General features: G+C 60.5%; 21 protein-coding genes, 1 pseudogene and 2 riboswitches. Of the genes and pseudogenes, 19 read left to right on the forward strand and 3 right to left on the reverse strand.

From position 1 onward, the window contains the following. Positions 1 to 19: 19 nt before the first annotated feature. From BHV64_RS09725 to BHV64_RS09745, 5 genes are all read left to right on the forward strand, one after another. Positions 20 to 1,501 (forward strand): hypothetical protein, encoded by a 1,482-nt coding sequence (locus BHV64_RS09725; RefSeq protein WP_217727630.1) that lies wholly within the window; start codon positions 20 to 22, stop codon positions 1,499 to 1,501. A 2-nt stretch (positions 1,502 to 1,503) separates the two neighbouring features. Next, positions 1,504 to 2,979: a hypothetical protein gene (locus BHV64_RS09730; RefSeq protein ID WP_138265433.1), complete on the forward strand. Its 1,476-nt coding sequence runs from the start codon at positions 1,504 to 1,506 to the stop codon at positions 2,977 to 2,979. Between the two features lie 16 nt (positions 2,980 to 2,995). Next, a complete protein-coding gene (locus tag BHV64_RS09735) occupies positions 2,996 to 4,165 on the forward strand; it encodes a glycoside hydrolase family 26 protein (protein WP_138265432.1) in 1,170 nt (389 codons plus the stop codon). Between the two features lie 332 nt (positions 4,166 to 4,497). After that, positions 4,498 to 5,991, forward strand: a complete 1,494-nt coding sequence (gene glpK / locus BHV64_RS09740) for a glycerol kinase GlpK (protein WP_044053981.1) — start codon at positions 4,498 to 4,500, stop codon at positions 5,989 to 5,991. A gap of 13 nt (positions 5,992 to 6,004) precedes the next feature. Further along, the gene (locus tag BHV64_RS09745) at positions 6,005 to 6,748 is read left to right on the forward strand and encodes an MIP/aquaporin family protein (RefSeq protein ID WP_022061515.1); all 744 of its coding nucleotides are present in this window, start codon (positions 6,005 to 6,007) and stop codon (positions 6,746 to 6,748) included. A 79-nt stretch (positions 6,749 to 6,827) separates the two neighbouring features. Here the strand turns inward: BHV64_RS09745 and BHV64_RS09750 are convergent, their stop codons facing one another. Beyond that, positions 6,828 to 7,382, reverse strand: coding sequence for a flavodoxin (locus BHV64_RS09750; protein ID WP_217727631.1), 555 nt, complete (start codon positions 7,380 to 7,382; stop codon positions 6,828 to 6,830). A gap of 167 nt (positions 7,383 to 7,549) precedes the next feature. Here BHV64_RS09750 and BHV64_RS09755 point away from each other — a divergent pair, with 167 nt between their 5' ends. The 11 genes from BHV64_RS09755 to BHV64_RS09805 all read left to right on the forward strand — a co-directional run bounded on the left by BHV64_RS09755 (position 7,550) and on the right by BHV64_RS09805 (position 20,299). Then, positions 7,550 to 8,455 carry a helix-turn-helix domain-containing protein gene (locus tag BHV64_RS09755; RefSeq protein ID WP_149887252.1) on the forward strand — a complete coding sequence of 302 codons (906 nt, stop codon included), beginning with the start codon at positions 7,550 to 7,552 and terminating at the stop codon, positions 8,453 to 8,455. A 304-nt stretch (positions 8,456 to 8,759) separates the two neighbouring features. Further along, positions 8,760 to 10,433 carry a transcription termination factor Rho gene (gene rho / locus BHV64_RS09760; RefSeq protein WP_195579653.1) on the forward strand — a complete coding sequence of 558 codons (1,674 nt, stop codon included), beginning with the start codon at positions 8,760 to 8,762 and terminating at the stop codon, positions 10,431 to 10,433. A 28-nt stretch (positions 10,434 to 10,461) separates the two neighbouring features. Continuing rightward, positions 10,462 to 11,232, forward strand: coding sequence for a S1/P1 nuclease (locus tag BHV64_RS09765; RefSeq protein ID WP_015546140.1), 771 nt, complete (start codon positions 10,462 to 10,464; stop codon positions 11,230 to 11,232). A 197-nt stretch (positions 11,233 to 11,429) separates the two neighbouring features. After that, the gene (locus BHV64_RS09770; RefSeq protein WP_288115811.1) at positions 11,430 to 12,578 is read left to right on the forward strand and encodes an aldo/keto reductase; all 1,149 of its coding nucleotides are present in this window, start codon (positions 11,430 to 11,432) and stop codon (positions 12,576 to 12,578) included. An 18-nt stretch (positions 12,579 to 12,596) separates the two neighbouring features. After that, positions 12,597 to 13,040 (forward strand): DUF1893 domain-containing protein, encoded by a 444-nt coding sequence (locus BHV64_RS09775; RefSeq protein ID WP_288115812.1) that lies wholly within the window; start codon positions 12,597 to 12,599, stop codon positions 13,038 to 13,040. Positions 13,041 to 13,128: 88 nt separating this feature from the next. Then, positions 13,129 to 15,021 (forward strand): TonB-dependent receptor, encoded by a 1,893-nt coding sequence (locus BHV64_RS09780; RefSeq protein WP_288115813.1) that lies wholly within the window; start codon positions 13,129 to 13,131, stop codon positions 15,019 to 15,021. Between the two features lie 11 nt (positions 15,022 to 15,032). After that, positions 15,033 to 15,545, forward strand: coding sequence for an ECF transporter S component (locus BHV64_RS09785; RefSeq protein ID WP_217727634.1), 513 nt, complete (start codon positions 15,033 to 15,035; stop codon positions 15,543 to 15,545). Positions 15,546 to 15,565: 20 nt separating this feature from the next. Then, on the forward strand, positions 15,566 to 16,528 hold the full coding sequence (locus tag BHV64_RS09790; RefSeq protein WP_022061026.1) for a DUF362 domain-containing protein: 963 nt from the start codon (positions 15,566 to 15,568) through the stop codon (positions 16,526 to 16,528). 156 nt (positions 16,529 to 16,684) lie between these two features. Then, positions 16,685 to 16,880, forward strand: a riboswitch (cobalamin riboswitch). A gap of 139 nt (positions 16,881 to 17,019) precedes the next feature. After that, positions 17,020 to 19,113 carry an anaerobic ribonucleoside-triphosphate reductase gene (nrdD, locus tag BHV64_RS09795; RefSeq protein WP_217727635.1) on the forward strand — a complete coding sequence of 698 codons (2,094 nt, stop codon included), beginning with the start codon at positions 17,020 to 17,022 and terminating at the stop codon, positions 19,111 to 19,113. A 1-nt stretch (position 19,114) separates the two neighbouring features. Next, positions 19,115 to 19,585 (forward strand): 4Fe-4S cluster-binding domain-containing protein, encoded by a 471-nt coding sequence (locus tag BHV64_RS09800; RefSeq protein ID WP_147620016.1) that lies wholly within the window; start codon positions 19,115 to 19,117, stop codon positions 19,583 to 19,585. Between the two features lie 141 nt (positions 19,586 to 19,726). Continuing rightward, positions 19,727 to 20,299: a DUF2284 domain-containing protein gene (locus tag BHV64_RS09805; protein ID WP_022061711.1), complete on the forward strand. Its 573-nt coding sequence runs from the start codon at positions 19,727 to 19,729 to the stop codon at positions 20,297 to 20,299. A gap of 127 nt (positions 20,300 to 20,426) precedes the next feature. On the opposite strand, the gene BHV64_RS09810 is transcribed toward BHV64_RS09805, so the two are convergent. Together BHV64_RS09810 and BHV64_RS09815 are read right to left on the reverse strand one after the other, a co-directional pair. Next, positions 20,427 to 20,792: a hypothetical protein gene (locus BHV64_RS09810; RefSeq protein WP_022061712.1), complete on the reverse strand. Its 366-nt coding sequence runs from the start codon at positions 20,790 to 20,792 to the stop codon at positions 20,427 to 20,429. Between the two features lie 98 nt (positions 20,793 to 20,890). Then, positions 20,891 to 22,573: a putative transporter gene (locus BHV64_RS09815; RefSeq protein WP_138265420.1), complete on the reverse strand. Its 1,683-nt coding sequence runs from the start codon at positions 22,571 to 22,573 to the stop codon at positions 20,891 to 20,893. A 137-nt stretch (positions 22,574 to 22,710) separates the two neighbouring features. Beyond that, positions 22,711 to 22,907: riboswitch (cobalamin riboswitch) on the reverse strand. Positions 22,908 to 23,486: 579 nt separating this feature from the next. Here BHV64_RS09815 and BHV64_RS09820 point away from each other — a divergent pair. The 3 genes and pseudogenes from BHV64_RS09820 to BHV64_RS09830 form a co-directional block, all read left to right on the forward strand. Beyond that, complete coding sequence (locus BHV64_RS09820) at positions 23,487 to 24,377, forward strand: hypothetical protein (RefSeq protein ID WP_195285072.1); 891 nt, start codon at positions 23,487 to 23,489, stop codon at positions 24,375 to 24,377. Continuing rightward, the gene (gene eptA, locus BHV64_RS09825) at positions 24,371 to 25,909 is read left to right on the forward strand and encodes a phosphoethanolamine--lipid A transferase EptA (RefSeq protein ID WP_217727636.1); all 1,539 of its coding nucleotides are present in this window, start codon (positions 24,371 to 24,373) and stop codon (positions 25,907 to 25,909) included. The genes BHV64_RS09820 and eptA overlap by 7 nt, the downstream gene beginning before the upstream one ends. Before the next feature lie 299 nt (positions 25,910 to 26,208). Further along, a pseudogene (locus BHV64_RS09830) lies at positions 26,209 to 26,644 on the forward strand (recombinase); the annotation flags it as partial.

Raw genomic sequence — 26,644 nt, forward strand, 5'->3', positions numbered from 1 at the left:
GGACTTATAACCGATGCCTATGAAAAACTTCGGAAACCTTCTGCTCGCATGCATGGCGGCGCTGCTGGGGGCCTGTGCGGGAGAATCCGCCGGGAAATGCGACGCCGTGGTGCGTATCGACGCCGACAGCGTCGTCAATCGCGGCTATATCGGCAACGGGGTCCAGTGGGACCCTTATGCCCTCGATTACGGACAGGGCCGCGTCGAAATCAGCGATGCCGACTGGGCGAAACTCTATGCCCGGCTCGATTTCATGCGGCCGGCCTTTATCCGCGTGATGACCAACACGACCTCGGTCGTGCGCGACGGACGGCTCGATCGCATGCGCGGATTCGAACACCTCTCGCACATACTCGACTACTGCCAGTCGCACGGCGTGACGGTGATGTTCGGCGACTGGGGCGGATCGCTCATGGACGCCCGGGCCGGGACGGTCAACCGCACGCTGCTGGACCACGCCGCGGCCTATGTCGCCTGGCTGGTCGGCGAAAAGGGCTATGACTGCATCCGTTACTACAACCTCGTCAACGAACCCAACGGCTTCTGGTCGGCGGCCGACGGCGATTTCGACCTGTGGGCGAAGGCCGTGAGTTATTTCCGCGGGCGGCTCGACGCCGAGGGGCTTGCCGGGAAAGTGGAGCTGGTCGGTCCCGACGCCGCGATCTGGGGACCCGAAGAGGCGTGGTGGGTGAGCCGCAGCCGCGATGAGCTGGGCGACAGGATCGGCCTGTACGACATCCACACCTATCCGTCGAAATGCACGGTCAACTCGGGGGAGTACACCCGTATCCTGGAGGCTTACCGCAGGGAGGTTCCCGCCGGGAAGAAGATCGTGATGGGGGAGATCGGCTTCAAGTTCGTCGAGCCGGCCGATTCGCTTTTGCAGGCCGAGAACCTGCGCCGGGCCGCAGCGCATCCGAACGCCTCGACGGACGATTCGCAGATGTTCGTATACGACCCTATGTACGGCACGGACATGGCCGATGCGTTGTTCCAGACGATTCATGCGGGCTATTCGGGCTGCATCGCGTGGATGCTCGACGATGCGATGCACTTCAAGGAGGCGCCCGACAAACTCAAGATATGGGGTTTCTGGAACATCTTCGGCGACGAGATTTTCGGAGCCGGCGAGGAACGGGTGCGCCCGTGGTATTATGCCTGGTCGCTGCTGTGCCGCACGCTGCGGCCGGGAAGCGACTTCTTCGCAGCCGACGTGCGGGGTGCCGCCGGGGTCAAGGCCGTCGCCGCCGTGAAAGACGGACGGCGCACCGTCGCCGTCGTGAACGTGTCGCGCGAACCGCGCCGCGTGCGGATCGAGTGTCCGGGCTGGAAGCGGTTCAGGCAGGCAACCCGCTATCGCTACGGCGAGGGGCTGATGCGCACGGAGGGCGACCACACGCTGTTGCCCGACGCCACCGGCCTGCGGATTGATTTCCGCTCCGGCGCGGAGTACGATATGCCCGGAGAGTCGATGATTTTACTGACCGAACAAAACGATTGATTATGAAAAGATTTCTGACACCCGCGCTTGCCGCGGCCGTACTGTTCTCCGCCTGCGATGCGGGGCAGGCCCTCCGGGTCGAAGTGACCGACCGGGTCATCAGTTCGGATTACGTCGGCAACGGCGTCGAGTGGGACCCTTACGACGAAGCCGAAGCGTGGGGCGCGGAGGTGAGCGACGCCGATTGGGCGAAGCTCTCCGAACGCCTCGATTTCATGCGCCCGGGTTATGTGCGCTGCATGATCAACAGCCCCTACCGCTATTACGATGCCGCGACGGGCCGTTACGACCGCATGCGCAACCTCGCGTCGCTCCGCCGCCTGCTGCAATATTGTCAGGACAACGGCATCACGGTGGCCTACGGTGAATACAATCCGCCGACGTGGGCGATGAAGGATTCGCAGCAATGGGTGGAGATGTCGGTCGATTACCTGAATTTTCTGGTCTGCGACCTCGGGTTCGACTGCATCCGCCATTTCATCATCTTCAACGAACCCGACGGCAACTGGGCCTCGACCGATGGCGATTACGACCTGTGGCGCTCGATGGCGCAGCGTTTCGACGCCGAAATGGCCCGGTATCCGGACCTGAAACGAAAGGTGTCGCTTGCGGCGCCCGACGTGGTGATGAGTTACAAGAACCCGGCGTCGGAGTACGACACGGCGGGATGGGTGGCCCGGAGCGCGCAGGACCTCGGCGCGCAGATCGGCATCTACGACGTGCATGCCTATCCCGGCCAGCACGAGGTGCGCAGCGGGGCTTACGCCGAAAAGCTGCGCCGCATCCGCGCCGAAGTTCCGGCCGGGAAAAAACTGATTCTCGGCGAGGCCGGGTACAAGTACTCGGCGCCGGAGGATTCGCTGCTGAAAGCCGAGTACGACCGTCGGGTCGCCGGGCATCCCTTCACCAAAGGCTCGGACTGCAACATGCTCTGCTACGACTATTTCTACGGGCTGGATATGCCGCTGCTGGCGATGGAGGTGATGAACAACGGCCTTTCGGGGGTGGCGGCGTGGATGCTCGACGACGCCATGCATTCGAACGGCGATTCGGGCCGCACGGAGGACGTGAAGATCTGGGGAATGTGGAACATCCTCGGCGAGGAGGTCTTCGGCGACGCTTCGCAGGAGGAACTGCGGCCCTGGTACTACACCTGGTCGCTGATGTGCCGTCATTTTCCCGCCGGGTGCGACATCCTCGCCTGCGAGGTCCCGCAGCGCGAGGGGCTGCGCGTGGCGGCAGCCCGCAAGGATGCGGCATACAGCGTCGCTGCGGTCAACTTCTCGCAGGAGCCGTGCACCCTTGAGATTGTCCTGCCCGGAGACTTTGCCGGAGGCGTTCTTTACCGTTATACGGAGAGCGACCGGGCGTGCGACGCAAACGGATTTCCCGCGCCGTGCGAACGCGGCATTGCGGGGAAGCGTTTCCGCACGACGGTTCCCGCCGAAAGTTTCGTATTGTTGACCAATGTCGAATAATCAAATACCTGAAACCATGAAAAGAATTCCGTTTGTGTTATTGGCGCTGCTGCTTTCCGGCGTGGCGTGCAGCGATGACAGCGAAGGGCCGAAAAAGGAGGGGGAGAGCGATCCCGTGACCCTCACGCTGTCGGACCCGAATGCCACCGAAGAGACCAAAGCGCTCTATTCGAACCTCTGGGCCATCCAGAGCAAGGGGTTCATGTTCGGTCACCACGATGACCTGATGTACGGCCGCACGTGGTACGGCACCGAAGGCGGTTCCGACACGAAGGCCGTCTGCGGCGACTATCCCGCCGTATACAGTTTCGATTTTGCGGAGCATATCGACGATCGCCACGCTTCGGACCCGGATGCCCAGGCGCTGCGGCTGCGCTGCTGCCGGGAGGCTTACGACCGCGGCATGGTGCTCACGTCGTGCATTCACATCAACAATCCGCTTACCGGCGGCGATTCGTGGGACAACTCCAGCAATCGGGTGGCCGCAGAGATTCTGACGGAGGGCAGCGCCACGAATAGGACTTTCAAGGAGTGGCTCGACCGCCTGGCCGACATCGCACACAACCTGCGGGGCAGCGACGGCAAGCTGATTCCCGTGATTTTCCGCCCGTTCCACGAACATACGCAGACCTGGTCCTGGTGGGGCGCGTCGTGCACGACGACCGAAGAGTTCATCAACCTGTGGAAATTCACGGTGAAGTATCTGCGCGACACGAAGGGCGTGCATAATTTCATCTACGCCATCTCCCCGCAGATGGACAGCGCGAAGACCGTCGATGACTTCTACTTCCGCTGGCCGGGCGACGAATGGGTCGATTTCGTAGGCATGGACTGCTATCAGGGTATCAACAATGCGGTTTTCGTGACGAATCTGAAAGCCATTTCGAAGGTTTCGCTGGCCAAACTCAAGCCGTGCGGCGTAACCGAGACGGGCGTCGAAGGCTTCACGGCGACCGACTACTGGACCACGAACATCCATGCTCCGCTGACGGGACGCCGTGTGAGCATGGTGGTGACGTGGCGCAACAAGTACGACCCGATGGAGAGCGGGACGCACTATTTCTCGGTGTTCCCCGGGCACCCTTCGGAGCGTGATTTCGTGAAGATGTACAATCAGGAGAACTCTTTCTTTTGCAGCGACCTGCCCGATATGTACACCCCGGCGGAAAATGTGACGGTGCTGTAATTGGCGAAATATCAATATGCCTGCAAGGGGTTGCCTTTCCGGAGGCAACCCCTTGTTCGGTACGGCAGAGGGGAGCGGCAGGCTTCTTCAACCGGGACCCGGCGAACGTCTTTCCCGAAGGAGCGGAGCAGGCCGGGGAACGGACCGATGGATCGGGGCAGCGGGTCGGCGGACCCGTCAGGCGGAATATTCCCGAAAACAGCCTCCCGAAAAGTTTCGATAAAAAACCCGCCGGTTTCGTTTCGAATCCCGGAATTTTTTCATAGATTTGTAATCGGACGGCCCGGGGACCGCCCGGCCGGATTCCGGCGCAACGATTAAACCGAAAAAATATGGAGCAGTACATTTTGTCATTGGATCAGGGAACGAGCAGTTCCCGCGCGATCGTTTTCGACCGCAAGGGGCAGATTTGCTCGATGGCCCAGCGGGAGTTCACCCAGTATTTCCCCAAACCGGGATGGGTGGAGCACAATCCGCACGAAATCTGGTCGTCGCAGGCTTCGGTGATCGCCGAAGCCATCGCGGCCATCGACATCAACGGGCTGAACATAGCCGGAATAGGCATCACCAACCAGCGCGAGACGACAATCGTGTGGGACCGCGAAACGGAGGAACCGGTCTACAACGCCATCGTATGGCAGGACCGCCGGACCTCGGAGTACTGCGACTCGCTGAAGGCCGAAGGAAAAACCGAGTGGATTCGCGAAAAGACGGGCCTGATCATCGACGCCTATTTCAGCGCCACGAAGATCAAATGGATTCTGGACAACGTGCCGGGCGCGCGGGAGCGGGCCGAGAAGGGCAAGCTGATGTTCGGAACGGTCGACACATGGCTGATCTGGCGGCTGACGCGCGGCGAAGTGCACGTGACCGACCCGAGCAACGCCTCACGCACGATGCTGTTCAACATCCGCACGCTGCAATGGGACGAGGAGTTGCTGAAGCTGTTCGACATCCCGGCGTCGATGATGCCCGAGGTGCGCTCGTCGAGCGAGGTTTACGGAGCGACGAAAACCACGATCTTCGCCCACAAAGTCCCCATCGCGGGCATCGCCGGCGACCAGCAGGCGGCCCTGTTCGGACAGATGTGCGTCGAGCCGGGATCGGTGAAAAACACCTACGGCACGGGCTGCTTCCTGCTGATGAACAGCGGCGAAAAGCCCATCGCCTCGAAAAACAACCTGCTGACGACCATCGCCTGGAAGATCGGCGACAAGGTCAACTACGCCCTCGAAGGGAGCATCTTCGTCGGCGGATCGGTGGTGCAGTGGCTGCGCGACGGGCTGGGGATCATCCGCTCCTCGTCGGAGGTGGAGGCGCTGGCGTCGTCGGTTCCCGACACCGGAGGCGTCTACTTCGTGCCCGCGCTGACGGGACTGGCGGCCCCGCACTGGGACCAGTACGCCCGGGGCGCGATCAGCGGCATCAGCCGCGGAACGACGGCTGCGCACATAGCCCGCGCGGCGCTGGAGGGCATCGCCTACCAGACGCTGGACATCGTGGGCGCGATGCAGCGCGACGCCGGAGTCTCGCTGGTGGAACTGAAGGTCGACGGCGGGGCGGCGCGCAACGACCTGCTGATGCAGTTCCAGGCCGACCTGCTCGCGACGAAGGTCATCCGTCCCCGCGTGACGGAGACCACGGCGCTGGGCGCCGCCTACCTGGCGGGGCTGGCCGTGGGGTATTGGGAAAGCGTCGGGGAGATCAGGAAGCAGTGGCAGGCGGAGCATATTTTCGAACCCGCGGCCGACCGCACGCAGATCGCAAAGGCCGTCGCCGGCTGGGAAGACGCCGTGCGGCGGGTTTTGCGCGAGAAAAACGACTAAAACGAAAGCGGATATGGAAATTAGCTTGTTCACCAAATGCCTGTTCGAGTTCATCGGAACGCTGGTGCTCGTACTGCTGGGCGACGGGGTGGTCGCATCGACCGTCCTCAAACGATCGAAAGGTTTCGACGGCGGCTGGATCGTGATTACGATCGCCTGGGGACTGGCCGTGATGTGCGGCGTGCTGATCGCAGGGCCTTATTCGGGCGCGCACCTCAATCCTGCGGTCTCGGTGGGACTGGCCGTGGCGGGGTCGTTCCCGTGGGCGTACGTCCCGGGATACGTCGCCGCGCAGCTGCTGGGCGGATTCTGCGGCGCCGTCGTGGTCTACCTTTATTATAAGGACCATTTCGACGCGACGGACGACCCCGCGGCGAAGCTGGGCGTCTTCTGCACGATGCCCGCCATCATGGACAAACCGCGCAACCTCTTCTGCGAGGTGGTCGGCACGTTCCTGCTGGTGTTCGTGATCCTGGCCATCGGCAACGAGCAGAACACCCCCGAAATCGGGATGGGAAGTCTGGGAAGCCTTCCGGTGACGATGCTCATCATGGCCATCGGCATGTCGCTGGGCGGCACGACGGGCTACGCGATCAACCCCGCGCGCGACCTGCCGCCGCGGCTGGCGCACGCCCTCCTGCCGATCCGGGGCAAAGGAGGCAGCGGATGGGATTACAGCTGGGTTCCCGTGGCGGGACCGCTGCTGGGCGCCCTGGCGGCCGGACTGATCTACGGCTGCGTCTATTTCTGCGGATAAAGACGCCCGGAAACCCGAATCGTTCGGGTTATCCGGGCGCGAAACGGAAGGAAGGCGCGCTGAAGCAACCGGCCGCTTTCTAAAATCCGTTTTTCAAGCGGGCGCGGACCCACCTGCCGACCTCATTCTTCGAGTCGCGCACCGCGCTGCCGCGGACGGCGAGTCCGTCGGGGACGGTCGACCGCGGGCAGAGTCTGCGGATGTCGGCCTCGCTGTGTCCCATGCCGCTGCCCTCGTGAGTCATAAACGGCACGACGGTCTTGCCCGCCAAGTCGCAGGAGGTGAGGAACGTCGCCACGGGAGGCGCTATGGTCGCCCACCAGCAGGGCGAGCCGACGAAAATCACGTCGTACTGCGAAAGGTCGCCGACGGGGTTTTTCAGCGCGGGGCGCACCCCGGCTTCGATCTCCTTTTTGCCCTGGTCGACCACGGCCCGGTATTCCGTGGGGTAGGGCGTCGCGGGAACGATCTCGAACAGATCTCCGCCCGTGGCCTCGCTGATCTGCCGCGCTACCTCACGGGTGTTGCCGCTGTGGGAGAAATAGGCCACCAGCACTTTTCCGGAGGGCTGCTGCGCCCCGGCTCCCGAAACGGCGAATGCCGCAATCGTCGCCAAAATAAGTCTCTTTTTCATCGTTCGATCCATTTACACGGTTTCACACCGCAAAAGTAGGGCGGACGCCGGGCGCCGGGCATACCCCGATTACGGTTCGTCGTACCATAATTACCGATTCGGGGCGGAAGGCGGAGCAGGTATCGAAAATTCCGCTAATTTTGCGACAAACAAAACTATTTCAGCATATGGGCACGGTGGTCAAATACGACAACATCTTCCAGTACAACGAATCGCGCGGCGTGGAGACGCAGCATCCGCTGGTGAGCGTCATCGACTTTTCGAAGGCGGAACCCATTCCTCCCGGCCATTACCGCCACTGCTTCGGATTTTACGCCGTTTTCCTCAAGGACGTGAAGTGCGGCGATTTGCGCTACGGACGTAACTACTACGACTATCAGGAGGGAACGCTCGTATTCATGGCTCCGGGACAGGTGGTCGAGGTGGAGGTGAAGGATAAGCCGCAGGTTCCGCCCAAAGGCCGGGCGCTGCTGTTCCATCCCGACCTGCTGCGCGGCACCTCGCTCGGGCGCAACATCGCGGGCTACACGTTCTTCTCCTACGAGGTGAACGAGGCCCTGCACCTTTCGGAGCAGGAGCGCCAGGTCGTGATGGACTGCCTGCAAAACATCCAATCGGAGCTGAAACACGCGATCGACAAACACAGCCGCACGCTGATCGTCTCGAACATCGAGCTGCTGTTGAATTACAGCACACGGTTTTACGAACGGCAGTTCATCACGCGCAACAACGTCAACCGCGACGTGCTGGCCGGATTCGAGCGTCTGCTGGGCGACTATTTCGCAGGAGACCGCCCCGAGCGGGACGGCGTGCCGTCGGTGCGCTGGTGCGCCGAGCAGCTGCACCTGTCGGCGAACTATTTCGGCGACCTGGTGAAGAAGGAGACCGGGAAATCGGCGCAGGAGTACATCCAGCTCAAAGTGATCGACATCGCCAAGGAACGCATCTTCGACCCCGGACGCTCGATCAGCGAAATCGCCTACTCGCTGGGATTCCGCTACCCGCAGCACTTCACGCGTCTGTTCAAGAAGGTGGTGGGGTGTTCGCCCAACGAATACCGGACCGCAAACTGACACAAAAAACCCTTCCGCGGCGCGGAAGGGTTTTTCACACACAAACATTAACAATACAAACAATGCAATGGCCGAAAATCCCCGTTTCATTGTTTTCGGGACAAAGGTCGCGCAAAATTCCGGGACCCGCAATCGCCATTAGTAGGTATTTCGGCCCCGGACAATGCCCTTCACCCTGCCGTTCAGGGAAGTAAAGGCGCTTTTTTATTTTGTAATTCGAAATAATGCACTATCTTTGCATGCGAATTCCAACGAACAGGACGACCGTCCTGTTTCTGAAAATCACATTCAACGGAAATAAACTATGCAAGATCTGAAAGCGCTGGAAGGGAAAAGCCTTGCCGAGTTGCGTGAGATAGCCAAAGCATTGGGTATCAAGAACGTTATGATTAAAAAGCGCGAACTGATAGAGAAAATAGCCGGGACGGACACCCCGGAGGAGGCTCCTGCGGAAAATGAGGCCGGAGCGAAAGGGGAGGTTTCGGAAACCGCCGCAAAGCCGGCGCAGGAAGCAGCCCCGCAGACCGCCGCGCCGAAGGCCAAGGCCCCGCGCGGACGCCGTCCGCGACTGGCGAAGAACGAAAACGCAGCCCCGCAGCCGGAGGCCGCGGCAGAGCCGGAACTCCCGATGGAGACGAAGCCGGCGACGGCTGCCGAACCGGAAGCCGCAGCGGCTCCTCCGCAGGCCGAAACGCCCGCGGCAGAGCCGGCGAAGGCCGAACCCAAACGCCGGGGCCGCAAGCCCAAAGCGCAGGCGGTGCAGGCAGTGCAGGAAACGGCGGTCCCTGCCGCCGCGCAGGAGACCCACACGGAACAGGCACCCCGATACATCGAAGAGGAGGTCATCACCAAGGACGACTTCGCAGGGGAGATCGAAGGCGAAGGCGTGCTGGAGATCATGCCCGACGGCTACGGATTCCTCCGCTCGGCCGACTACAACTACCTCAATTCCCCCGACGACATCTACGTTTCGCCCTCGCAGATCAAACTCTTCGGACTGAAGCCCGGCGACACGGTGAACGGCGCGATCCGCCCCCCGAAGGAGGGTGAGAAATACTTCCCGCTGGTGCGCGTGAACGAAATCAACGGTCTGGCCCCGGAGTACATCCGCGACCGCGTGCAGTTCGAATTTATGACGCCGCTGTTCCCCAGCGAGAAATTCTGCCTCACGGGCAACGGCCACAACAACATGTCCACGCGCATCGTGGACCTCTTTTCCCCCATCGGCAAGGGCCAGCGCGCACTGATCGTGGCCCAGCCCAAGACGGGTAAGACGGTGCTCATGCAGTCGATCATCAACGCCATCGCCGACAACCATCCCGAGGTGTACATCATCGTACTGCTGATCGACGAACGCCCCGAGGAGGTGACCGAAATGGCCCGCAACTCGAAGGCCGAGGTCGTGGCCTCGACTTTCGACGAGCAGGCTTCGCGCCACGTGAAAGTGGCCGAAATGGTGCTCGACAAGGCCAAACGCATGGTCGAGAGCGGCCACGACGTGGTGATCTTCCTCGACTCGATCACCCGTCTGGCCCGCGCCTACAACTCCGTGCAGCCCGCCTCGGGCAAGGTGCTTTCGGGAGGTGTCGACGCCAACGCCCTGCACAAGCCCAAGCGTTTCTTCGGCGCAGCCCGCAACACGGAGGAGAAAGGTTCGCTGACGATCATCGCCACGGCGCTGATCGACACCGGTTCGAAGATGGACGAAGTGATCTTCGAGGAGTTCAAGGGTACGGGCAACATGGAGTTGCAGCTGGACCGCAAGCTGGCCAACAAGCGCGTATACCCGGCCGTGGACGTGATCGCCTCGGGAACCCGCCGCGAAGACCTGCTGCTGCCGCGCGACGTGATGAACCGCACGTGGGTGCTGCGCAAGTACCTCTCGGACATGACGCCCGTCGAAGCCATGGAGTTCCTCCAGAAACAGATGGGACTCACCGACACCAACGAGGAGTTCCTCGCCACGATGAACCACTAACCGCACGGAGCGCAAACACCGGGTACAGATGAAAAGGCTGATTCTGACGAGTTTATGTCTTCTTTTCGCCCGCGGGGCGTTCGCATGGGGACAGAAGGGGCACGACGTGACGGCGTATATCGCCGAATGCCGTCTGACGCCCGAAGCGGCAGAGAAGGTCCGCAAGGCGCTCGACGGCTACTCGCCCGTGTATATCGCCAACTGGCTCGACTTCGCCAGCTACTGGCCCGAATACGCCTATTCGAAAACCTGGCACTACCTCAATATCGACGAAGGCGAGACGCTGGAGAGCATGTCCCGGAATCCCGGGGGCGACGTGCTGACGGCGGTGACCCGACTCACGGAGAAACTCAAGTCGGGACGCCTCACACCCGAGGAGGAGACGCTCTCGCTCAAGATGCTGATTCACCTGGTCGGGGACATGCACTGCCCGATGCACCTCGGACGGTTGAGCGACCTGGGCGGCAACAAGCGGCCCGTGCGTTTCTTCGGACGCGACACGAACCTGCATTCGGTCTGGGATACGAACATTCCCGAGGCGGTCCACAAATGGAGTTACAGCGAGTGGCAGCAGCAGATCGACCGGCTGACGGACGAAGAGGCTGCGCAGATCGCCGCCGGAGAGCCGGCCGACTGGGTGAAGGAGACGCACGAAATCTGCAAGGAGATTTACGGCTTCACCCCCGAAGGGACCGATATTTCGTACGACTACCTCTTCAAGTACACGCCCGTCGTCGAACGGCAGTTCCTGCGCGGCGGACACCGCCTGGCCCGCCTGCTGAACGAGATATACCGATAACCGCATCCGCGCAAGACAAAGCCGCCCGCCGTCGAGAGACCGGCGGGCGGTTCGTTTCCGGAGCGCCGAATCAGTAATTCAGGTAGAAATATCCGTAATCCGGTTACTTCGGGAATCCTGTTTTCGGACTATCTTTGCATCGTGAACGGAAGGTTCCGGAATCCGGAACCCGGCGAAACGGAAAATCGAGGACGATCATGGAATACAGAATTTTGGGCAGAACGGGCCTGCGCGTGAGCGCCGTCGCACTCGGCTGCGAGGGCTTCATCCACAAAACGCCGGAAGAGGTGTGCGCCGATTTCGACTTCGCCATCGGGCACGGCGTCAACTTCATCGACATCTACTCGCCGAATCCCGAACTGCGGACGAACATCGGCGCGGCGCTCGAAGGCCGCCGCGGGGACTTCGTCATTCAGGGACACCTCTGCACGACCTGGGAGAACGGGCAGTACCTGCGCACCCGCGACCCGGAGAAAACCCTCGCGTCGTTCGACCTTCAGCTGCAACAGCTGCGGACGGACTGTCTCGACATCGGCATGATCCACTACGTCGACGCCGAGGTGGATTTTCACCACGTCTTCGGCGGGGAGATCATCCGCATCGCGCAAAGGCTTCGGGAGGAGGGGCGAATCCGCCACATCGGCATCAGCAGCCACAATCCCGCGGTGGCCCGGATGGCCGTCGAAACGGGACTGGTGGACGTGCTGATGTTCTCGGTAAACCCCTGCTACGACCTGCAACCGGCCGGCGACGACGTCGAGGCCCTGTGGGCCGAGGAGAGTTACGCCGGCGCGCTGCGCAACATCGACCCCGACCGCGAACGGCTCTACGAACTGTGCGAAAGGACGGGCGTGGGCATCGACGCCATGAAGGTCTACGGCGGCGGCGACCTGCTGAATGCGGAGAATTCCCCGTTCGGGAAGGCCATGACGCCGGTGCAGTGTATCGAATACGCCCTGACGCGGCCGGGCGTGGCTTCCGTGATGGTCGGATGCAGGACGCAGGACGAGATCCGGGCCGCACTCGACTGGTGCGGCGCATCGCCCGCCGAAAGGGACTATGCCTCCGCAATGGCCGGCATGGAGCGGTTTACCTGGGAAGGGCATTGCATGTACTGCGGCCATTGCGCCCCCTGTTCGGCGGGAATAGACATCGCGACGGTCCATAAATTCCACAACCTCGCCGTGGCGCAGGGCGAAATCCCGGAAACCGTGCGTGAACATTACGCCGCGCTCACGCACCACGCATCGGAGTGCATCGGGTGCGGCGCATGCGAAACGCGCTGCCCGTTCGGCGTGGAGATCGTAGCGTCGATGCGCCGCGCGGCGGAACGATTCGGCTATTGACCGCAAATTCGGAAAAAAATGGGAACAGACAACGCAAACAAGGACCGGCAGGCCATAGACCTGCTCTTCGCCGAGAGATGCTCGTGCGTCGTGCGCAACGGCGACACGATCCGGATATTCCGCGAACGGGGCGTCCGGGACCTCTGGAGGCTGCTGCACGAGGAGCCGGAACTGCTCGACGGCGCGTTCGTGGCCGACAAGGTGGTCGGAAAGGGCGCTGCGGCGCTGATGGCCGCGGGCCGTGTGAGGGAACTCTTCGCCGACGTGGTGAGCCACGCGGCGCTGGAACTGCTGAACGGAGCCGGGATTCCGGTAAGTTACACGGTCGCCGTGCCCCACATCATCAACCGCGTCGGAGACGGCATCTGTCCCGTGGAGCGGCTCTGCGCCGGAGCGCGGACCGCCGCGGAGTGCCTGCCGCTGATCGAAGGGTTTCTGACGGCCAGCAAGGGCGCGCCCTAATTCCGGCGAAGGGCGGAAAGAACCGTCCACAGCCTTCGTCCGCAAGCCTGCGGCGGGGGAGACCGAAAAACAAATCAAATACGGAACAATGAACAAGATTCTTTCGATTTTACTGGCCTGCACGGCTGCCGGCGCCGCATACGGCGCACAGGAGACCGCGCAGGAGACCGGGCAGGCGGCAAAGAACGTCGCGATCGACTCGGTGGTGGTGACGGGGGCGCGCTACGCCTCGGACATCCGCCACCTGCCGATGTCGGTGGCGGTCGTGGACCGCGACGAAATCGCCCGCCGGCAGGAGGCATCGGTGCTTCCGCTGCTCACGGAACAGGTTCCGGGGCTGTTCGTCACGGGACGCGGCGTGATGGGTTACGGCGTCTCGGACGGCGCGGCCGGAGGCATCAGCCTGCGCGGCATCGGCGGAGGGTCGGCGGCCCAGATGCTCGTGCTGATCGACGGGCATCCGCAGTACATGGGGCTGTTCGGCCATCCGATCGCCGACGCCTACCAGTCGATGCTCGCCGAGCGGGTCGAGGTGGTGCGCGGACCGGCGTCGGTGCTCTACGGCTCGAACGCCATGGGCGGGGTGATCAACATCGTCACCCGCCGGCAGCGCGAGGAAGGCGTGAAAACCGACCTGAACGTGGGCTACGGCTCGTGGAACACCTTGCAGACCGAAGCAGCCAACCGCATCCGCAAAGGCCGCTTCACGAGCGTCGTGACCGGCTCGTACAACCGCACGGACGGCCACCGCGCCGACATGGGTTTCGAGCAGTACGGCGGATATGCCAAGGTCGGCTACGAGATCAGCCGCCGCTGGAACGCTTACGCCGATGTGAACCTGACACACTTCAACGCCTCGAATCTGGGCGAAATCACCGCGCCCGTCTTCGACAACGACTCCCGCATCACGCGCGGCATGGCATCCGTCTCACTGGAAAACTCGTACGACCGGACTTCGGGCGCGTTGAAGTTCTTCTACAACTGGGGCCGTCACCGGATCAATGACGGCTACGGCGCAGGCGAGGAGCCGCGCGACTACCGTTTCAACTCGAAGGACCGGATGCTGGGCGTCTCGTGGTATCAGAGCGCCGGACTGTGGCGCGGCAGCCGCCTGACGGCGGGCATCGACTGGCAGCGCTTCGGGGGCCGGGCGTGGAACCGGTTCACGGCAGACGGCCGCGAGGAGCCGATCGTGGACCAGACGGAGGACGAAATCGCCGGATACGCCGATTTCCGGCAGTCGCTGGGACGCCTCACCGTCGACGCCGGGGTGCGTATCGACCACCACACCCGCACCGGCACGGAGTGGGTTCCGCAGGCGGGCATCTCGCTGCGGGCCGCACGCGACGGAGCGCTGAAGGCGATGGTGAGCAAGGGCTTCCGCAACCCAGTGCTCCGCGAACTCTACATGTTCGGGGTGAAGAATCCCGATCTGAAGCCCGAACGGCTGTGGAACTACGAACTTTCGTGGACCCAGCGGCTGGCCGGAGGAAGCGTGTCGTACGGCGTCAACCTCTTTTATATCGAGGGCGAGGACATCATCCGGCGCGGCAGGGCAGACGGCCGCAACATCCTGCTCAACCAGGCCCGGATCGAAAACTGGGGCGCGGAGGCCGACGCCGCATGGCGCATCGGCGGGGGATGGAGCGTCAATGCCAATTACAGCTGGCTCCGGATGGAGTATCCCGTGCCGGCGTCCCCCGAACACAAACTCTACGCCGGAGGCGATTTCGGGAAGGGCCGCTGGTCGGTGTCGACGGGCGTGCAGTACATCGCAGGGCTTTACACGGCGGCGGCTCCCGATCCGGAAGTCCGGGAAGCGGGATTCGTGCTCTGGAACCTGCGCGCGTCGCTGCGCGTAAACCGTTTGCTGACGATCTTCGTCCGGGGCGAAAACCTGCTGGCCGAACGTTATGAGATCAATGCCGGATACCCGATGCCCCGGGCGACGGTCTTCGGCGGACTGAAGTTAAACCTTTAATTGAAATAACCATGAAAACGTCCTCTGTAACACTCTATTCGACCGGCTACCGGGAGACGCGTACATACCTCGCGGCAGCCCTGTTCGCGGCGGGCAATATCGTCCTGCCGCAGTTGTGCCACCTCGTGCAGCTGGGAGGTCCCACGATGCTGCCGATCTACTTCTTCACGCTCGTCGGCGCCTACAAATACGGCTGGCGCACGGGACTGTTGACAGCCCTCGCTTCGCCGCTCGTGAACGCCGCGCTGTTCGGGATGCCCGCCGTCACGGCGCTGCCGGCGATCCTCGTGAAATCGGCGCTGCTGGCCGGAGCGGCAGGGTATGCGGCCCGGCGTTTCAACCGCGTGTCGGTGGCGCTGCTCGCCGCCGTCGTGCTGTTCTACCAGATCGTCGGATCGGCCGGGGAATGGGCCTTGACGGGCAGCTTCACGGCCGCCGTGCAGGATTTCCGGATCGGGATTCCCGGCATGTTATTGCAGGTGTTCGGCGGATACCTCTTTATAAAATACGTAATACGCAAATAGCCATGATGAAAAAAATCTGTATGATCTCCTTTGTTTTGCATTTCGCGGCCGCAGGTTCCGGCTGTGCGTCGGGCAACGACAAAAAGGCGGCGGAGGCGGCTCCCGCCAAAGTCTACATGACCCGCGACATCTCGCCCGCGGGAATGAAAGCCGTCTACGAGGCCCTGGGCCGGAAGGCCGAAGGGAAGAAGGTCGCCGTGAAACTCTCGACCGGAGAGCCGGGAGGCAACAATTTCCTGCAACCGGCCCTGATCGGCGATCTGGTGAAGTCGGTGAAGGGCACGATCGTCGAGTGCAACACGGCCTACGGCGGCGGACGCGCCAAGACCGAAGACCACCTGAAAGCCGCCGCCGACCACGGGTTCACAGCCATCGCTCCGGTGGACATCATGGACGCCGAGGGCGAAGTGCGCCTGCCCGTCGAGGGCGGCAGGCACCTCAAATACGACATCGTAGGCTCTCACTTCCCGGAGTACGATTTCGTGGTGGTTCTTTCGCATTTCAAGGGGCACGCGATGGGCGGATTCGGCGGCGCGATCAAGAACATCTCCATCGGCATCGCCTCGTCGGCCGGAAAAGCGTGGATTCACTCGGCCGGAAAGACCGAGGACACCGAGAAACTGTGGAGCAGCCTGCCCGCGCAGGACGATTTTCTGGAGTCGATGGCCGAAGCGGCCAAAGCGATCGCCGCCCATTGCGGCGAACGGATTCTCTACATCAGCGTTATGAACAACCTCTCGGTGGACTGCGACTGCGACGCGCATCCCGAACCGCCCCGCATGGGCGACATCGGCATCCTCGCCTCGCTGGACCCCGTGGCGCTGGACCAGGCGTGCGTCGACCTGGTGTACGCCTCGCCCGACGAGGGCAAGGTCCATCTGATCGAACGCATGGAGTCGCGCCACGGCATCCACACGCTCGAACACGCCGAGGCCATCGGCATCGGCAGCCGGCAGTACGAGTTGGTCGATCTGGACAAATAGCGGAAGCGGCACGTCCCGTGGAAGACATCCCCGTTCCTTGGGGATGTCTTTTTTTTGCCCGCGGCGGAACGGAGCCATCCGCCCGGGGCGTGCATTTGTTCACAAAATGTTCATTAAAAGCCCCGAAGCATGTTTCCTTTCCGGAGAACTATCCCTATATTTGCTTTCGTGCAAGGTTCTCCGCCGACGGCTGTCGGCACGAGATCAAAAGGGAACTCCTGTGAAAATCAGGGACTATTCCCGTAGCTGTAAGCCCCGTTGCGTTCCGCACACTCTTTAGCCACTGTCCCCCGGGACGGGAAGGCGTGCGGAAGGGGCGAGTCAGAAGACCTGCCTTGCCGGGAAGGGTGGCCGCCTTCGGGATTTAGGGCGATACCCGGACCTTTTTATACCGAACATGTTTTTCGAGGGAATTCCGCCCTTTTCTGCGGCCGCAGCAGAAGAGAACGGGGTTTCGCACCGCACAGGCACACAACAAATATGGGATAAATATGGGCATTTCGGAAATTTACATCGTCAAACGCGACGGCAAACGGGCGCCGTTCTCGGTCGAAAAGATCAAACGCGCGATCAGCAAGGCGTTCCTCTCGGTGGGCGGCTACGCCACGGACGACGACCTCACGTCGGTGTTGAGCCGCGTCCGCGTTTCGGACGGCATGTCGGTCGAGGAGATTCAGAACCAGGTGGAGGTGGCCCTGATGGCCGAGCGTTATTTCGCCGTGGCCAAGAGCTACATGCTCTACCGCCAGAAGCACTCCGAGGACCGCGAAGACCGCGAGAAACTCGAATTTCTGATCAACTACTGCGACGCGAAGAACCCCGCGACGGGGTCGAAATACGACGCCAACGCCAACGTCGAGAACAAGAACATCGCCACGCTGATCGGCGAACTCCCGAAGCGGAACTTCATCCGCCTGAACCGCCGTCTGCTGACCGACCGCATCAAGGAGATGTACGGCAAGGAGCTGTCGGACAAATACCTGCGTCTGCTCAACGGCCACTTCATCTACAAGAACGACGAAACGTCGATGGCCAACTACTGCGCCTCGATCACGATGTACCCGTGGCTGCTGGGCGGCACGCTGTCGGTGGGCGGCAACTCGACGCGCCCGACCAACCTCAAGTCGTTCTGCGGCGGGTTCGTCAACATGGTCTTCATCGTCTCGTCGATGCTCTCGGGAGCCTGCGCGACGCCCGAATTCCTGATGTACATGAATTATTTCATCGAACAGGAGTACGGCGAGGATTACTACACGCGCGCCGACGAAGTGGTCGACCTCTCGAAGAAACGGCGCACGATCGACAAGATGATCACCGACTGCTTCGAGCAGATCGTCTACTCGATCAACCAGCCCACCGGGGCGCGGAATTTCCAGGCCGTGTTCTGGAACGTCGCCTACTACGACCGCTACTATTTCGAGTCGCTTTTCGGGGAATTCGTCTTCCCGGACGGCTCGAAACCCCACTGGGAGTCGCTGTCGTGGTTGCAGAAACGGTTTATGACGTGGTTCAACCGCGAACGCACGAAAACCGTGCTGACCTTCCCCGTCGAGACGATGGCGCTGCTGACCCGCGACGGCGACGTGATGGACCGCGAGTGGGGCGACTTCACGGCCGAAATGTACGCCGCGGGGCACTCGTTCTTCACCTACATCAGCGACAACGCCGACTCGCTGTCGTCGTGCTGCCGCCTGCGGAACGAGATCCGGGACAACGGGTTCAGCTACACGCTGGGCGCCGGAGGCGTCTCGACGGGTTCGAAGAGCGTGCTGACGATCAACCTGAACCGCTGCATCCAGTACGCCGTGAAGAACGGCATGCACTACCTCGCCCATCTGGAGGAGATAGTGGACCTGGTGCACAAGGTGCAGATAGCCTACAACGAGAACCTCAAGGAACTGAAGGCCAAGGGCATGCTGCCGCTCTTCGACGCGGGGTACATCAACCTCGCACGGCAGTATCTCACCGTCGGCGTCAACGGGCTGGTCGAGGCTGCGGAATTCCTGGGCATCCGCATCGACGACAACGACGACTACGCCGCTTTCGTGCAGGGGGTATTGGGGCTGATCGAGCGTTACAACCGGAAATACCGCTCGAAGGAGGTGATGTTCAACTGTGAGATGATCCCGGCGGAAAACGTCGGCGTGAAGCACGCCAAGTGGGACCGCGAGGACGGATATGCCGTGCCGCGCGACTGCTACAACTCCTATTTCTACGTCGTGGAGGACGAGTCGCTGAACGTCATCGACAAGTTCCGCCTCCACGGACGCCGCTACATCGAGCATCTCACGGGCGGCTCGGCCCTGCACATGAACCTCGAGGAGCACCTCTCGAAGGAGCAGTACCGCCACCTGCTGCGCGTGGCGGCCGCCGAAGGATGCAACTACTTCACGTTCAACATCCCCAACACGATGTGCAACAAGTGCGGGCACATCGACAAACGCTACCTGAAGGAGTGCCCCGCATGCCACTCGGACGACGTGGACTACCTGACGCGCGTGATCGGCTACATGAAGCGCGTTTCGAACTTCTCGGCGGCTCGCCAGCAGGAGGCCGCGCGGCGCTATTACGCCAAGGCGGAGTAGGATGGTGCGGTATCACAATTTCGACGTGGTGTTCGCCGAGATTCCCGGCGAAACGACCCTGGCGCTCAACATCACGGGCTGTCCCAACCGCTGCCCGGGATGCCACAGCCCGCACTTGCAGGCGGACGAAGGGCGCGTGCTCGACGAGGCGGAACTGCTGGGGCTGCTGGCCCGTTACGGACGTTCGGTGACCTGCGTCGCATTCATGGGCGGCGACGCCGGGCCGCACAAGATCGCCCGGCTGGCAGGGACCGTACGGAAAACCTGCCCGGAGCTGCGCACGGCATGGTATTCGGGCCGGGAGGAGCTGCCGGAGGGTTTCGAGGCCGCGGCATTCGACTACGTCAAACTGGGCGGATGGGTCGAGGCGCTGGGTCCGCTGACGGCGCCGACGACCAACCAGCGGCTCTACCGGGTCGGACCGGACGGGACGATGGAGGACATCACGAAGCTGTTCCGGCGCAAGCCGTGACGCGACGCCGTTTTGCCGGTGGGAGCCGGAAATTCAGAGATTAGTTTAGCGTTGTCTGCCATGCAACGACTTACGGCCGGCTCCCACGGCAAATGGTGCGAAAACCGCCCGGAACGGCGGTTTTTTTCATAACTTTGCCGCATGGATCATTCGTTTCGATACACCGCCCGGGATTTCACGGCGGAACTGCCCGCCGCAGCATACGTCGCCCGCTTCCGCGACGCCGAACGGGTGGGCGGCTATTGCCGGGAGTGCGGCAACTACGGCCGCAGCTGGGGATGCCCGCCGTTCGGGTTCGATATGGAGGAGTACGTCACGCGTTACGGCACGGCGCTGCTCGTCGCGACCAGAATCACGCCCGAGGAGCCGGGACTCCCGGTCTCCGAAGCGGGACGCCTGATCCTGCCCGAACGGCAGCGGCTCGAACGTCGGCTGCTGGAGATGGAACGGCAATACGGCGGACGCTCGTTCGCCTACGTCGGAACGTGCATTCACTGTCCCGAGGGGAGTTGCACGCGCCCCGAAGGCAGGCCCTGCCGCCATCCGGAACTGGTGCGGCCGTCGCTCGAAGCCTGCGGATTCGACGTGGCACGCACGGCCTCCGAACTGTTCGGAATCGAGATGAAGTGGGGCAGCGGAGGCCGCATGCCCGAGTACCTGACGCTCGTATGCGGATTTTTCCACGACGCGGAATCGGTCGTATGGAACGGATAAGGGCGGTTTTCAACCGGAGCGGCGGCAAGGATTCGGCGCACGCGCCGCTGCGGCCGTCCGGTCGGGCGCATACGAGATCGTCGCGCTGCTGACGACCGTCGGCACCGGCAAGGAGCCTGACGCGCGGTCAGACGTTGAGCTGGTTGCCCTCGGCAAACAGGGAGTCGAGGATCAGGCGCAGTTCGGAGAGAAGCTCCTCCTCGTCCAACCCGCCGTTCAGGGAGAAGAATTTTCCCGGAGGCGTGCAGTACTGCACCGTCGAGGCGGCCTCGCAGGACTCGATGCCGCAGATGATGACCGCATCGACATCGTCCTCGTGGCGCAGCATGGCGTTGTAGAACGCCAGCAGGTAGCGCGGAGTGCTTATCGGCGGAACGAGCACCATCGTTCCCGAGGCGTCGAACTTGTCGGGTGAGTTGATCTCCTTCAGGCCGTACTGGCCTGCGATCCGGCCGGCGGTCTTCGCCGGAACTCCATACAGCACGATGTTCATAAGCGTTCGTCTTTGGAAAAAGGCGCGGCCGGCTTGCTGATCGCGTCCGACCCGTTATGGCGGCAACGTGTCCGTTTCCTTGCCGCTCCTTTTCCGGTTTAACCGAATATCAGTATCAAAAGCTGTGCCGCCAGCACCCGCAGAAACATCGACAGCGGGTAGACCGTCGCGTAACCGACCGACGGAGCGTCGGACGAGGTCTGTTCGGCCGAATAGGCCAGCGCAGGCGGGTTGGTCGAGGCCCCCGAAAGAACGCCGATCAGCGTATAATAGTTGAGTTTGTAGTAGAAGCGTCCGAAAATGCCCGCCAGCAGGAGCGGCACGACGGTGATCACGGCCCCGTAGGCGATCCAGACATATCCGCCCGCCGCGAGCGTCGGCACGAACTCCTCGCCCGCGCCCAGTCCCACGCCCGCCAGGAAGAGCGAGATGCCCACCTCGCGCAGCATAAGGTTGGCCGACATCGTCGTATAGGTGACCAGTTTGTAGTGCGGCCCGTAGCGGCCGATCAGGATGGCCACGATCAGCGGACCTCCGGCAAGACCCAGTTTCACGGGCTGCGGGATGCCCGGAATCCAGAACGAAATGCTGCCCAGCAGAACGCCCAGCGCGATGCCGGTGAAAATGGGGATCAGGTTGGGGTGGTTGAGCCGCTTGAGCGAGTTGCCGAAAAGCCGCTCGGCATGGGCCACCGACAATTCGGGCCCCACGACCGTCACCCGGTCGCCGATCTGCAATTGCAGGTTTCCGGAGGCCACCAGGTCGATGCCCGAACGGTTGATGCGCGTGATCGTGACGCCGCACGTGGAACGGACCCGCAGTTCGGAGAGGGTCTTGCCGTTCAGCTCGGGCTTGGTGATCAGGATGCGCCGCGAAATCATCGCCTTGTCATGGACCATCGGCTCGGCGTCGACCTCCCGCCCGAGCAGGGCCACCAGCGCCTCGACATCCCGGGGCGCGGCGATCAGCAGGATGCGGTCGCCGCAATGAAGCGCCGTCGAAGCGTCAGCCAGTTCGGGGCTTCCGCCGCCGCGGCTGATGCGCGAAATGACGAAATCCCGCAGCGCAAGGTCCCGGATCTCGGCGACGGTCTTGCCGTTGACGGCGGCATTGACGATCTCGACGGAAAGACGCCGGGTCGTCAGGTCTTTCTGCGCGTCCGAATCCTGCCCGGCGGCGGCCTCTTCGCGTTTCACGTCGATGCGCAGCAGGTAGCGAAGCCCGATCAGCGTGAGGATGGCTCCCACGACGCCCAGCGGGTAGGCCACGGCGTAACCCGTGGCGATGTCCGGGGCATCGGCTCCGGCGTGCATGTCGCTGAAAGCCTGCTGTGCGGCGCCCAGTCCGGGCGTGTTGGTCACGGCGCCCGACATCACGCCGACCATCGTCGTCATGGACAAGCCCGTGATGTAATAGAGCGCCACCGTCGTGGCGACACCCAGCGCCACCACCAGCACCGCCAGTTTGTTGAGCGTGACGCCGCCCTTGCGGAACGAAGAGAAAAATCCGGGCCCGACCTGCAGGCCGATCGAATAGACGAAAAGAATCAGTCCGAACTCCTTGAGAAAGTGCATCAGGTGTTCGTCGACGTTCATGCCGAAATAGCTGAAGCCGATGCCGACGAACAGAATGCCCGTCACGCCCAGCGACACGCCGGCGACCTTGAGTTTGCCCAGCATGACACCCAACGCCACGACCAGCGCCAGAATCAGCACCGAGTGGGCCACACCTCCGCCCCAAAGCGACTCGGAGCCAAATAACAATCGTTCGATTAATTCCATATCCAATCCTCATCCGGTCGGCTTCCGTCCGGGAAAAATCCCGCCTGCCGAAAGGCGCAGCACCCGGCGGCAAAGTCCGACATAAAACAATAAGCATTACATAACCCGATGTCAAATACCCATCCCCCGGGGCTTCCTGACGTCGAATCGGCCTGGCAGGTCTTCTGACTTGCTCCTGTTCCGAAGCCTTCCCGGTCCTTGCGGGCCAGTGGCGAGATGTTCGGAGCCTTCACGGAGTTTCACAGCAGCGGGACTGTCCGGGATTTGCACCCGATTCCCTTTTCACTCTTCTTCCACGCCCGGGAAGGAGAGTACCAAACCTGCGGCAAAGATAACGCTTCTTTCCGAGAAACCGCCCGAAATCGCGGATTATTTTCACCAACCGCAGCCAGAAAGCGCCGGAAAGGATCCCATTCCGGCTTGCGCTTCCACCCGCAAAAACATCCCCAATATTACTTTAATGTACCAAATCCGAATTCAGTCGTTTCTACACATCTATTTTCCCTTTTGCTCTTGCCGCATTTTTGTTAACTTTGCAGCAATTATCTTCAGCCATTAATTTATGGGAAACGCATTGCATCCAAATGAACGAACTTTGATTTACATGCTGCGAAAAATATCGGTCGCATTGGGCAAAACCATCGTCTCGCTCATACTGATCGCCTTGCTGGCAATCTTTGTGACAAGCGTAAGCCCCGTATATGATTTCAGTGAGGCTAAACCCTTCAGCGGCCCCGACATTTTTAACCCATACTGGGGGGGGGAATCCGACATATGCTGGAAACGAGCCAATTTTCATACGCATACGCGCGTAAAGGGCATCCTGAACGAGTGCGAATATTGGCCGGCCGAAACCGATGAAGCCTACCGGAAATTCGGATATGACATCGTAACATTCTCGAATCACAATGAATTGACCCTACATCCGTACGATTCCCTGTTGCAGGTCAATGTCTACGAACACGGTATCAACCTATTCAAATACCATAAGCTGGTATTCGGTTGCGACGAAGTCAACCGCTTCGATCATTTGATCCCGCTTTTCGCTTCCCAAAAACAATTCCAGTTAGACCTGCTCGGAAAGGAGTCCGATTTCATCCAGATGAATCACCCCTTGAGAACGACGGGCACGTCGAAAAGCCACATGCAAAAACTCGGCGGTTACAGGATCATGGAACTCGACAGCGGAAAGAGCACCGAAAACGAGTACTGGGACTGGGCCCTCAGCGCCGGGCATTACAGTTTCGGGCTGGCCAACGACGACCTACATTACCCCGACAAATCCAGCCGCATTGCCGTGAGGTGCAATTTCCTGCATTGTCCGTCGGCGAGGTATGAAGACATAAAGGAAACGCTTCTCGGAGGGTGCTATTATGCGATGCGCATTCCCGACTACGGACATGGGGACTGGGAGGTGAAATACGCCAGAAACAGGAATCTGCCGTCGGTCGAGAAGATCGGACTCGACGGCGAAACGATCTACATCGCCTTGTCGCGCCAGGCGGACAGTATCAAGGTGACAGGGCAGGATCACACCACTCTGTCGCTGGCCCGGAACTCGTCCGCGGCCAGCTATACCATGAGGGACAATGACCCCTACGCACGTATTACGGCCTACTTTCCCGACGGAGAGGTGATCTACACCAATCCGTTCGCACGATACGACGCTTCCGTGGCACAAACTCCCTATATGGCTCCGGCGCATACGGTAAACATCCCGTTGACGATTCTTTTCAACTTTACGCTTCTTGTCCTGTGCGCGGGAGTGATCCTTACATTTTATAAAACAGTTATCAAATGGTAAAATTTCTGAACGAAAAGACCGACCTCACCCGCATATCTTCGGTACTCAGCCTGTTTACGCTCGTGGCGTTCCACTGGCCGTTCTTCCGGCTGGTGCTCGGCAACATCGAAGGGGGCTTCAACGGCGTATTGATCACCGGAGGGCTGGGCGTGCTGATGTTCGCGCTCAATTTTCTCGTCTATTACCTCGTGCTCTTTCTCGGACGCTTCGTCGGAAAGTGCATCCTTGCCTTCACATTCATAGGCAATGCCATAAGCCTCTATTTCATAAACACATACCAGGTGCTCATCACGGACAAGATGATGGGGAACGTATTCAACACCCGGTATTCGGAGGCTTCCGGATTCTTTTCATGGTCTGCCGTATGGTATCTCCTCTTCCTGGGGGTGGTTCCATGCATCTACATTTTTGCAAGGCGGTTCGACTACGGAAGCTGGAAGCGTTTTTTCGCCCGCACGGGCATCGCATTGGCGGTTTCTTTGGCCATCGCGCTGGTCAATATGCAGAACTGGCCGTGGATCGACCGCAACGCGCCCAAGCTCGGCAGCCTGGTCATGCCGTGGTCGTATACGGTCAATTCCGTACGCTACTATAATTCCGTAAAGAAGCAGAACCGGAAAGAGATTCCCCTGCCCGACGCGAAGATCGTTTCCGACAGCAAGGATGTATGCGTGCTGATAATAGGAGAATCCGCCAGAAGGGAGAATTTCTCTTTATACGGATACGGCAAGCCGACCAATCCGCTTCTGGAGAAAGACAGCGTGACCGCACTGATTGCAGATGCGGCCGCGACCTACACCACGGCAGGCGTGAAGGCCATTCTCGACCATAAGCCGTCCAACAAACTTTACGAAATCCTTCCGAACTATCTCAACCGCAGCGGCGTGGATGTGGTATGGCGCAGCAACAATTGGGGAGAGCCTCCCGTACACATCGACAAATACTACAAGCCGAAAGAGCTCAAGGAGCGGAATCCCGAAGCCGACGACAGGTACGACGGCATTCTGCTCGCAGGCCTCCGCGAAGAGATACTCTCCGGCAGCAAGGACAAGATGCTCGTCGTACTCCATACCAGCACGAGCCACGGCCCCACGTACTATAAGAAATACCCGCCGGAGTTCGAGGTGTTCAGTCCCGTATGCACTACGGTGGAGATGTCCAAAGCGGATCCGAAGGAGCTGATGAATGCCTACGACAACACCATCGTCTACACGGATTATCTCATTCATTCCGTAATAGAAATTCTTCGCGGGATTCCCCAAAGGCGCAGTTGCGTGATCTTCGTATCCGACCACGGAGAGTCCCTCGGCGAGGGGAATCTGTATATGCACGGCGTGCCCATACTTGTCGCGCCGAAGGAACAGATCGAGATTCCGTTCATCGTGTGGACATCGGATGAAGCGCTGGAAATAGATCCGGAGAAAAAGGTCGGGCAGTATCATGTCTTTCACAGCGTCCTGTCATTCCTCGGGATCGACAGCCCGATCTATGACGAATCATTGGATATATTCCAGCCATCTCACAAAAGATAACCCACCCAAGAGCATATTTTCACATGCGGGAACAATCAAAAAAATCGCTTAACTTGTCATAACCAACAAATTAAGCGATTTTTCCTGTACCCGGAGCCGCATTTGAATATATTAAATCCCATTAAATAAAAATAGAAGCTAAAATAAATAAAATTGCATTTATTTCATTTATTATCAATAGTATATTAATATCCAATGATTTTGCATGAAAAATTTCGATTAAACATTTTTTAGCAGATGTGGGGAAAATGTGGGGAATTTTTCGTATTTTTGCTCTGTCAATCCGGAATCTGGGTACTATGAAAATAACTCTCATCATCAAAAAGAAAAAGAGCGTAAAACGCTATGATACAGAATCGAAGGCGACCATTTACGCGCGTCTGCGGGACGGCAGGCAGGTAGATATGGTCGCACCGACCCGGCTCACCATCAATCCCAATCTTTGGGATGACAAGGCCGAACAGGTCAAAAGCAAAATCGTTTGCGACGACGAAATGCGTTCCTATTACAACGATGAAGCCCGCAAACTCAAGTCCTACCTCGAAAAAGCCTATCAGTCCCGACAGACGGCAGAACCGCAGAAAGAGTGGCTGAAAGAGACTTTGGAACAATATTACAATCCGCAAAAGTACAATGTCGAAACGGCCACGGAAGAAACGGCCAAACCGACATTGATCGCATTGTTCGACGAATTTCTCGAAAAGCACCGTCTTTCCGATGTCCGCAAAAAGAATT

The sequence above is a fragment of the Alistipes sp. 56_sp_Nov_56_25 genome, from assembly GCF_001915285.1.
In the GTDB taxonomy this organism is placed as follows: domain Bacteria; phylum Bacteroidota; class Bacteroidia; order Bacteroidales; family Rikenellaceae; genus Alistipes; species Alistipes shahii.

Coding starts and splice junctions, on each gene's coding strand:
- BHV64_RS09725 (WP_217727630.1), top strand. CDS start 20: ATGAAAAACTTCGGAAACCTTCTGCTCGCATGCATGGCGGCGCTGCTG.
- BHV64_RS09730 (WP_138265433.1), top strand. CDS start 1,504: ATGAAAAGATTTCTGACACCCGCGCTTGCCGCGGCCGTACTGTTCTCC.
- BHV64_RS09765 (WP_015546140.1), top strand. CDS start 10,462: ATGAAAAGGCTGATTCTGACGAGTTTATGTCTTCTTTTCGCCCGCGGG.
- BHV64_RS09805 (WP_022061711.1), top strand. CDS start 19,727: ATGGATCATTCGTTTCGATACACCGCCCGGGATTTCACGGCGGAACTG.
- BHV64_RS09800 (WP_147620016.1), top strand. CDS start 19,115: ATGGTGCGGTATCACAATTTCGACGTGGTGTTCGCCGAGATTCCCGGC.
- BHV64_RS09785 (WP_217727634.1), top strand. CDS start 15,033: ATGAAAACGTCCTCTGTAACACTCTATTCGACCGGCTACCGGGAGACG.
- BHV64_RS09810 (WP_022061712.1), bottom strand. CDS start 20,792: ATGAACATCGTGCTGTATGGAGTTCCGGCGAAGACCGCCGGCCGGATC.
- BHV64_RS09745 (WP_022061515.1), top strand. CDS start 6,005: ATGGAAATTAGCTTGTTCACCAAATGCCTGTTCGAGTTCATCGGAACG.
- BHV64_RS09790 (WP_022061026.1), top strand. CDS start 15,566: ATGATCTCCTTTGTTTTGCATTTCGCGGCCGCAGGTTCCGGCTGTGCG.
- BHV64_RS09815 (WP_138265420.1), bottom strand. CDS start 22,573: ATGGAATTAATCGAACGATTGTTATTTGGCTCCGAGTCGCTTTGGGGC.
- glpK (WP_044053981.1), top strand. CDS start 4,498: ATGGAGCAGTACATTTTGTCATTGGATCAGGGAACGAGCAGTTCCCGC.
- BHV64_RS09770 (WP_288115811.1), top strand. CDS start 11,430: ATGGAATACAGAATTTTGGGCAGAACGGGCCTGCGCGTGAGCGCCGTC.
- rho (WP_195579653.1), top strand. CDS start 8,760: ATGCAAGATCTGAAAGCGCTGGAAGGGAAAAGCCTTGCCGAGTTGCGT.
- BHV64_RS09735 (WP_138265432.1), top strand. CDS start 2,996: ATGAAAAGAATTCCGTTTGTGTTATTGGCGCTGCTGCTTTCCGGCGTG.
- BHV64_RS09755 (WP_149887252.1), top strand. CDS start 7,550: ATGGGCACGGTGGTCAAATACGACAACATCTTCCAGTACAACGAATCG.
- BHV64_RS09780 (WP_288115813.1), top strand. CDS start 13,129: ATGAACAAGATTCTTTCGATTTTACTGGCCTGCACGGCTGCCGGCGCC.
- nrdD (WP_217727635.1), top strand. CDS start 17,020: ATGGGCATTTCGGAAATTTACATCGTCAAACGCGACGGCAAACGGGCG.
- eptA (WP_217727636.1), top strand. CDS start 24,371: ATGGTAAAATTTCTGAACGAAAAGACCGACCTCACCCGCATATCTTCG.
- BHV64_RS09775 (WP_288115812.1), top strand. CDS start 12,597: ATGGGAACAGACAACGCAAACAAGGACCGGCAGGCCATAGACCTGCTC.
- BHV64_RS09750 (WP_217727631.1), bottom strand. CDS start 7,382: ATGAAAAAGAGACTTATTTTGGCGACGATTGCGGCATTCGCCGTTTCG.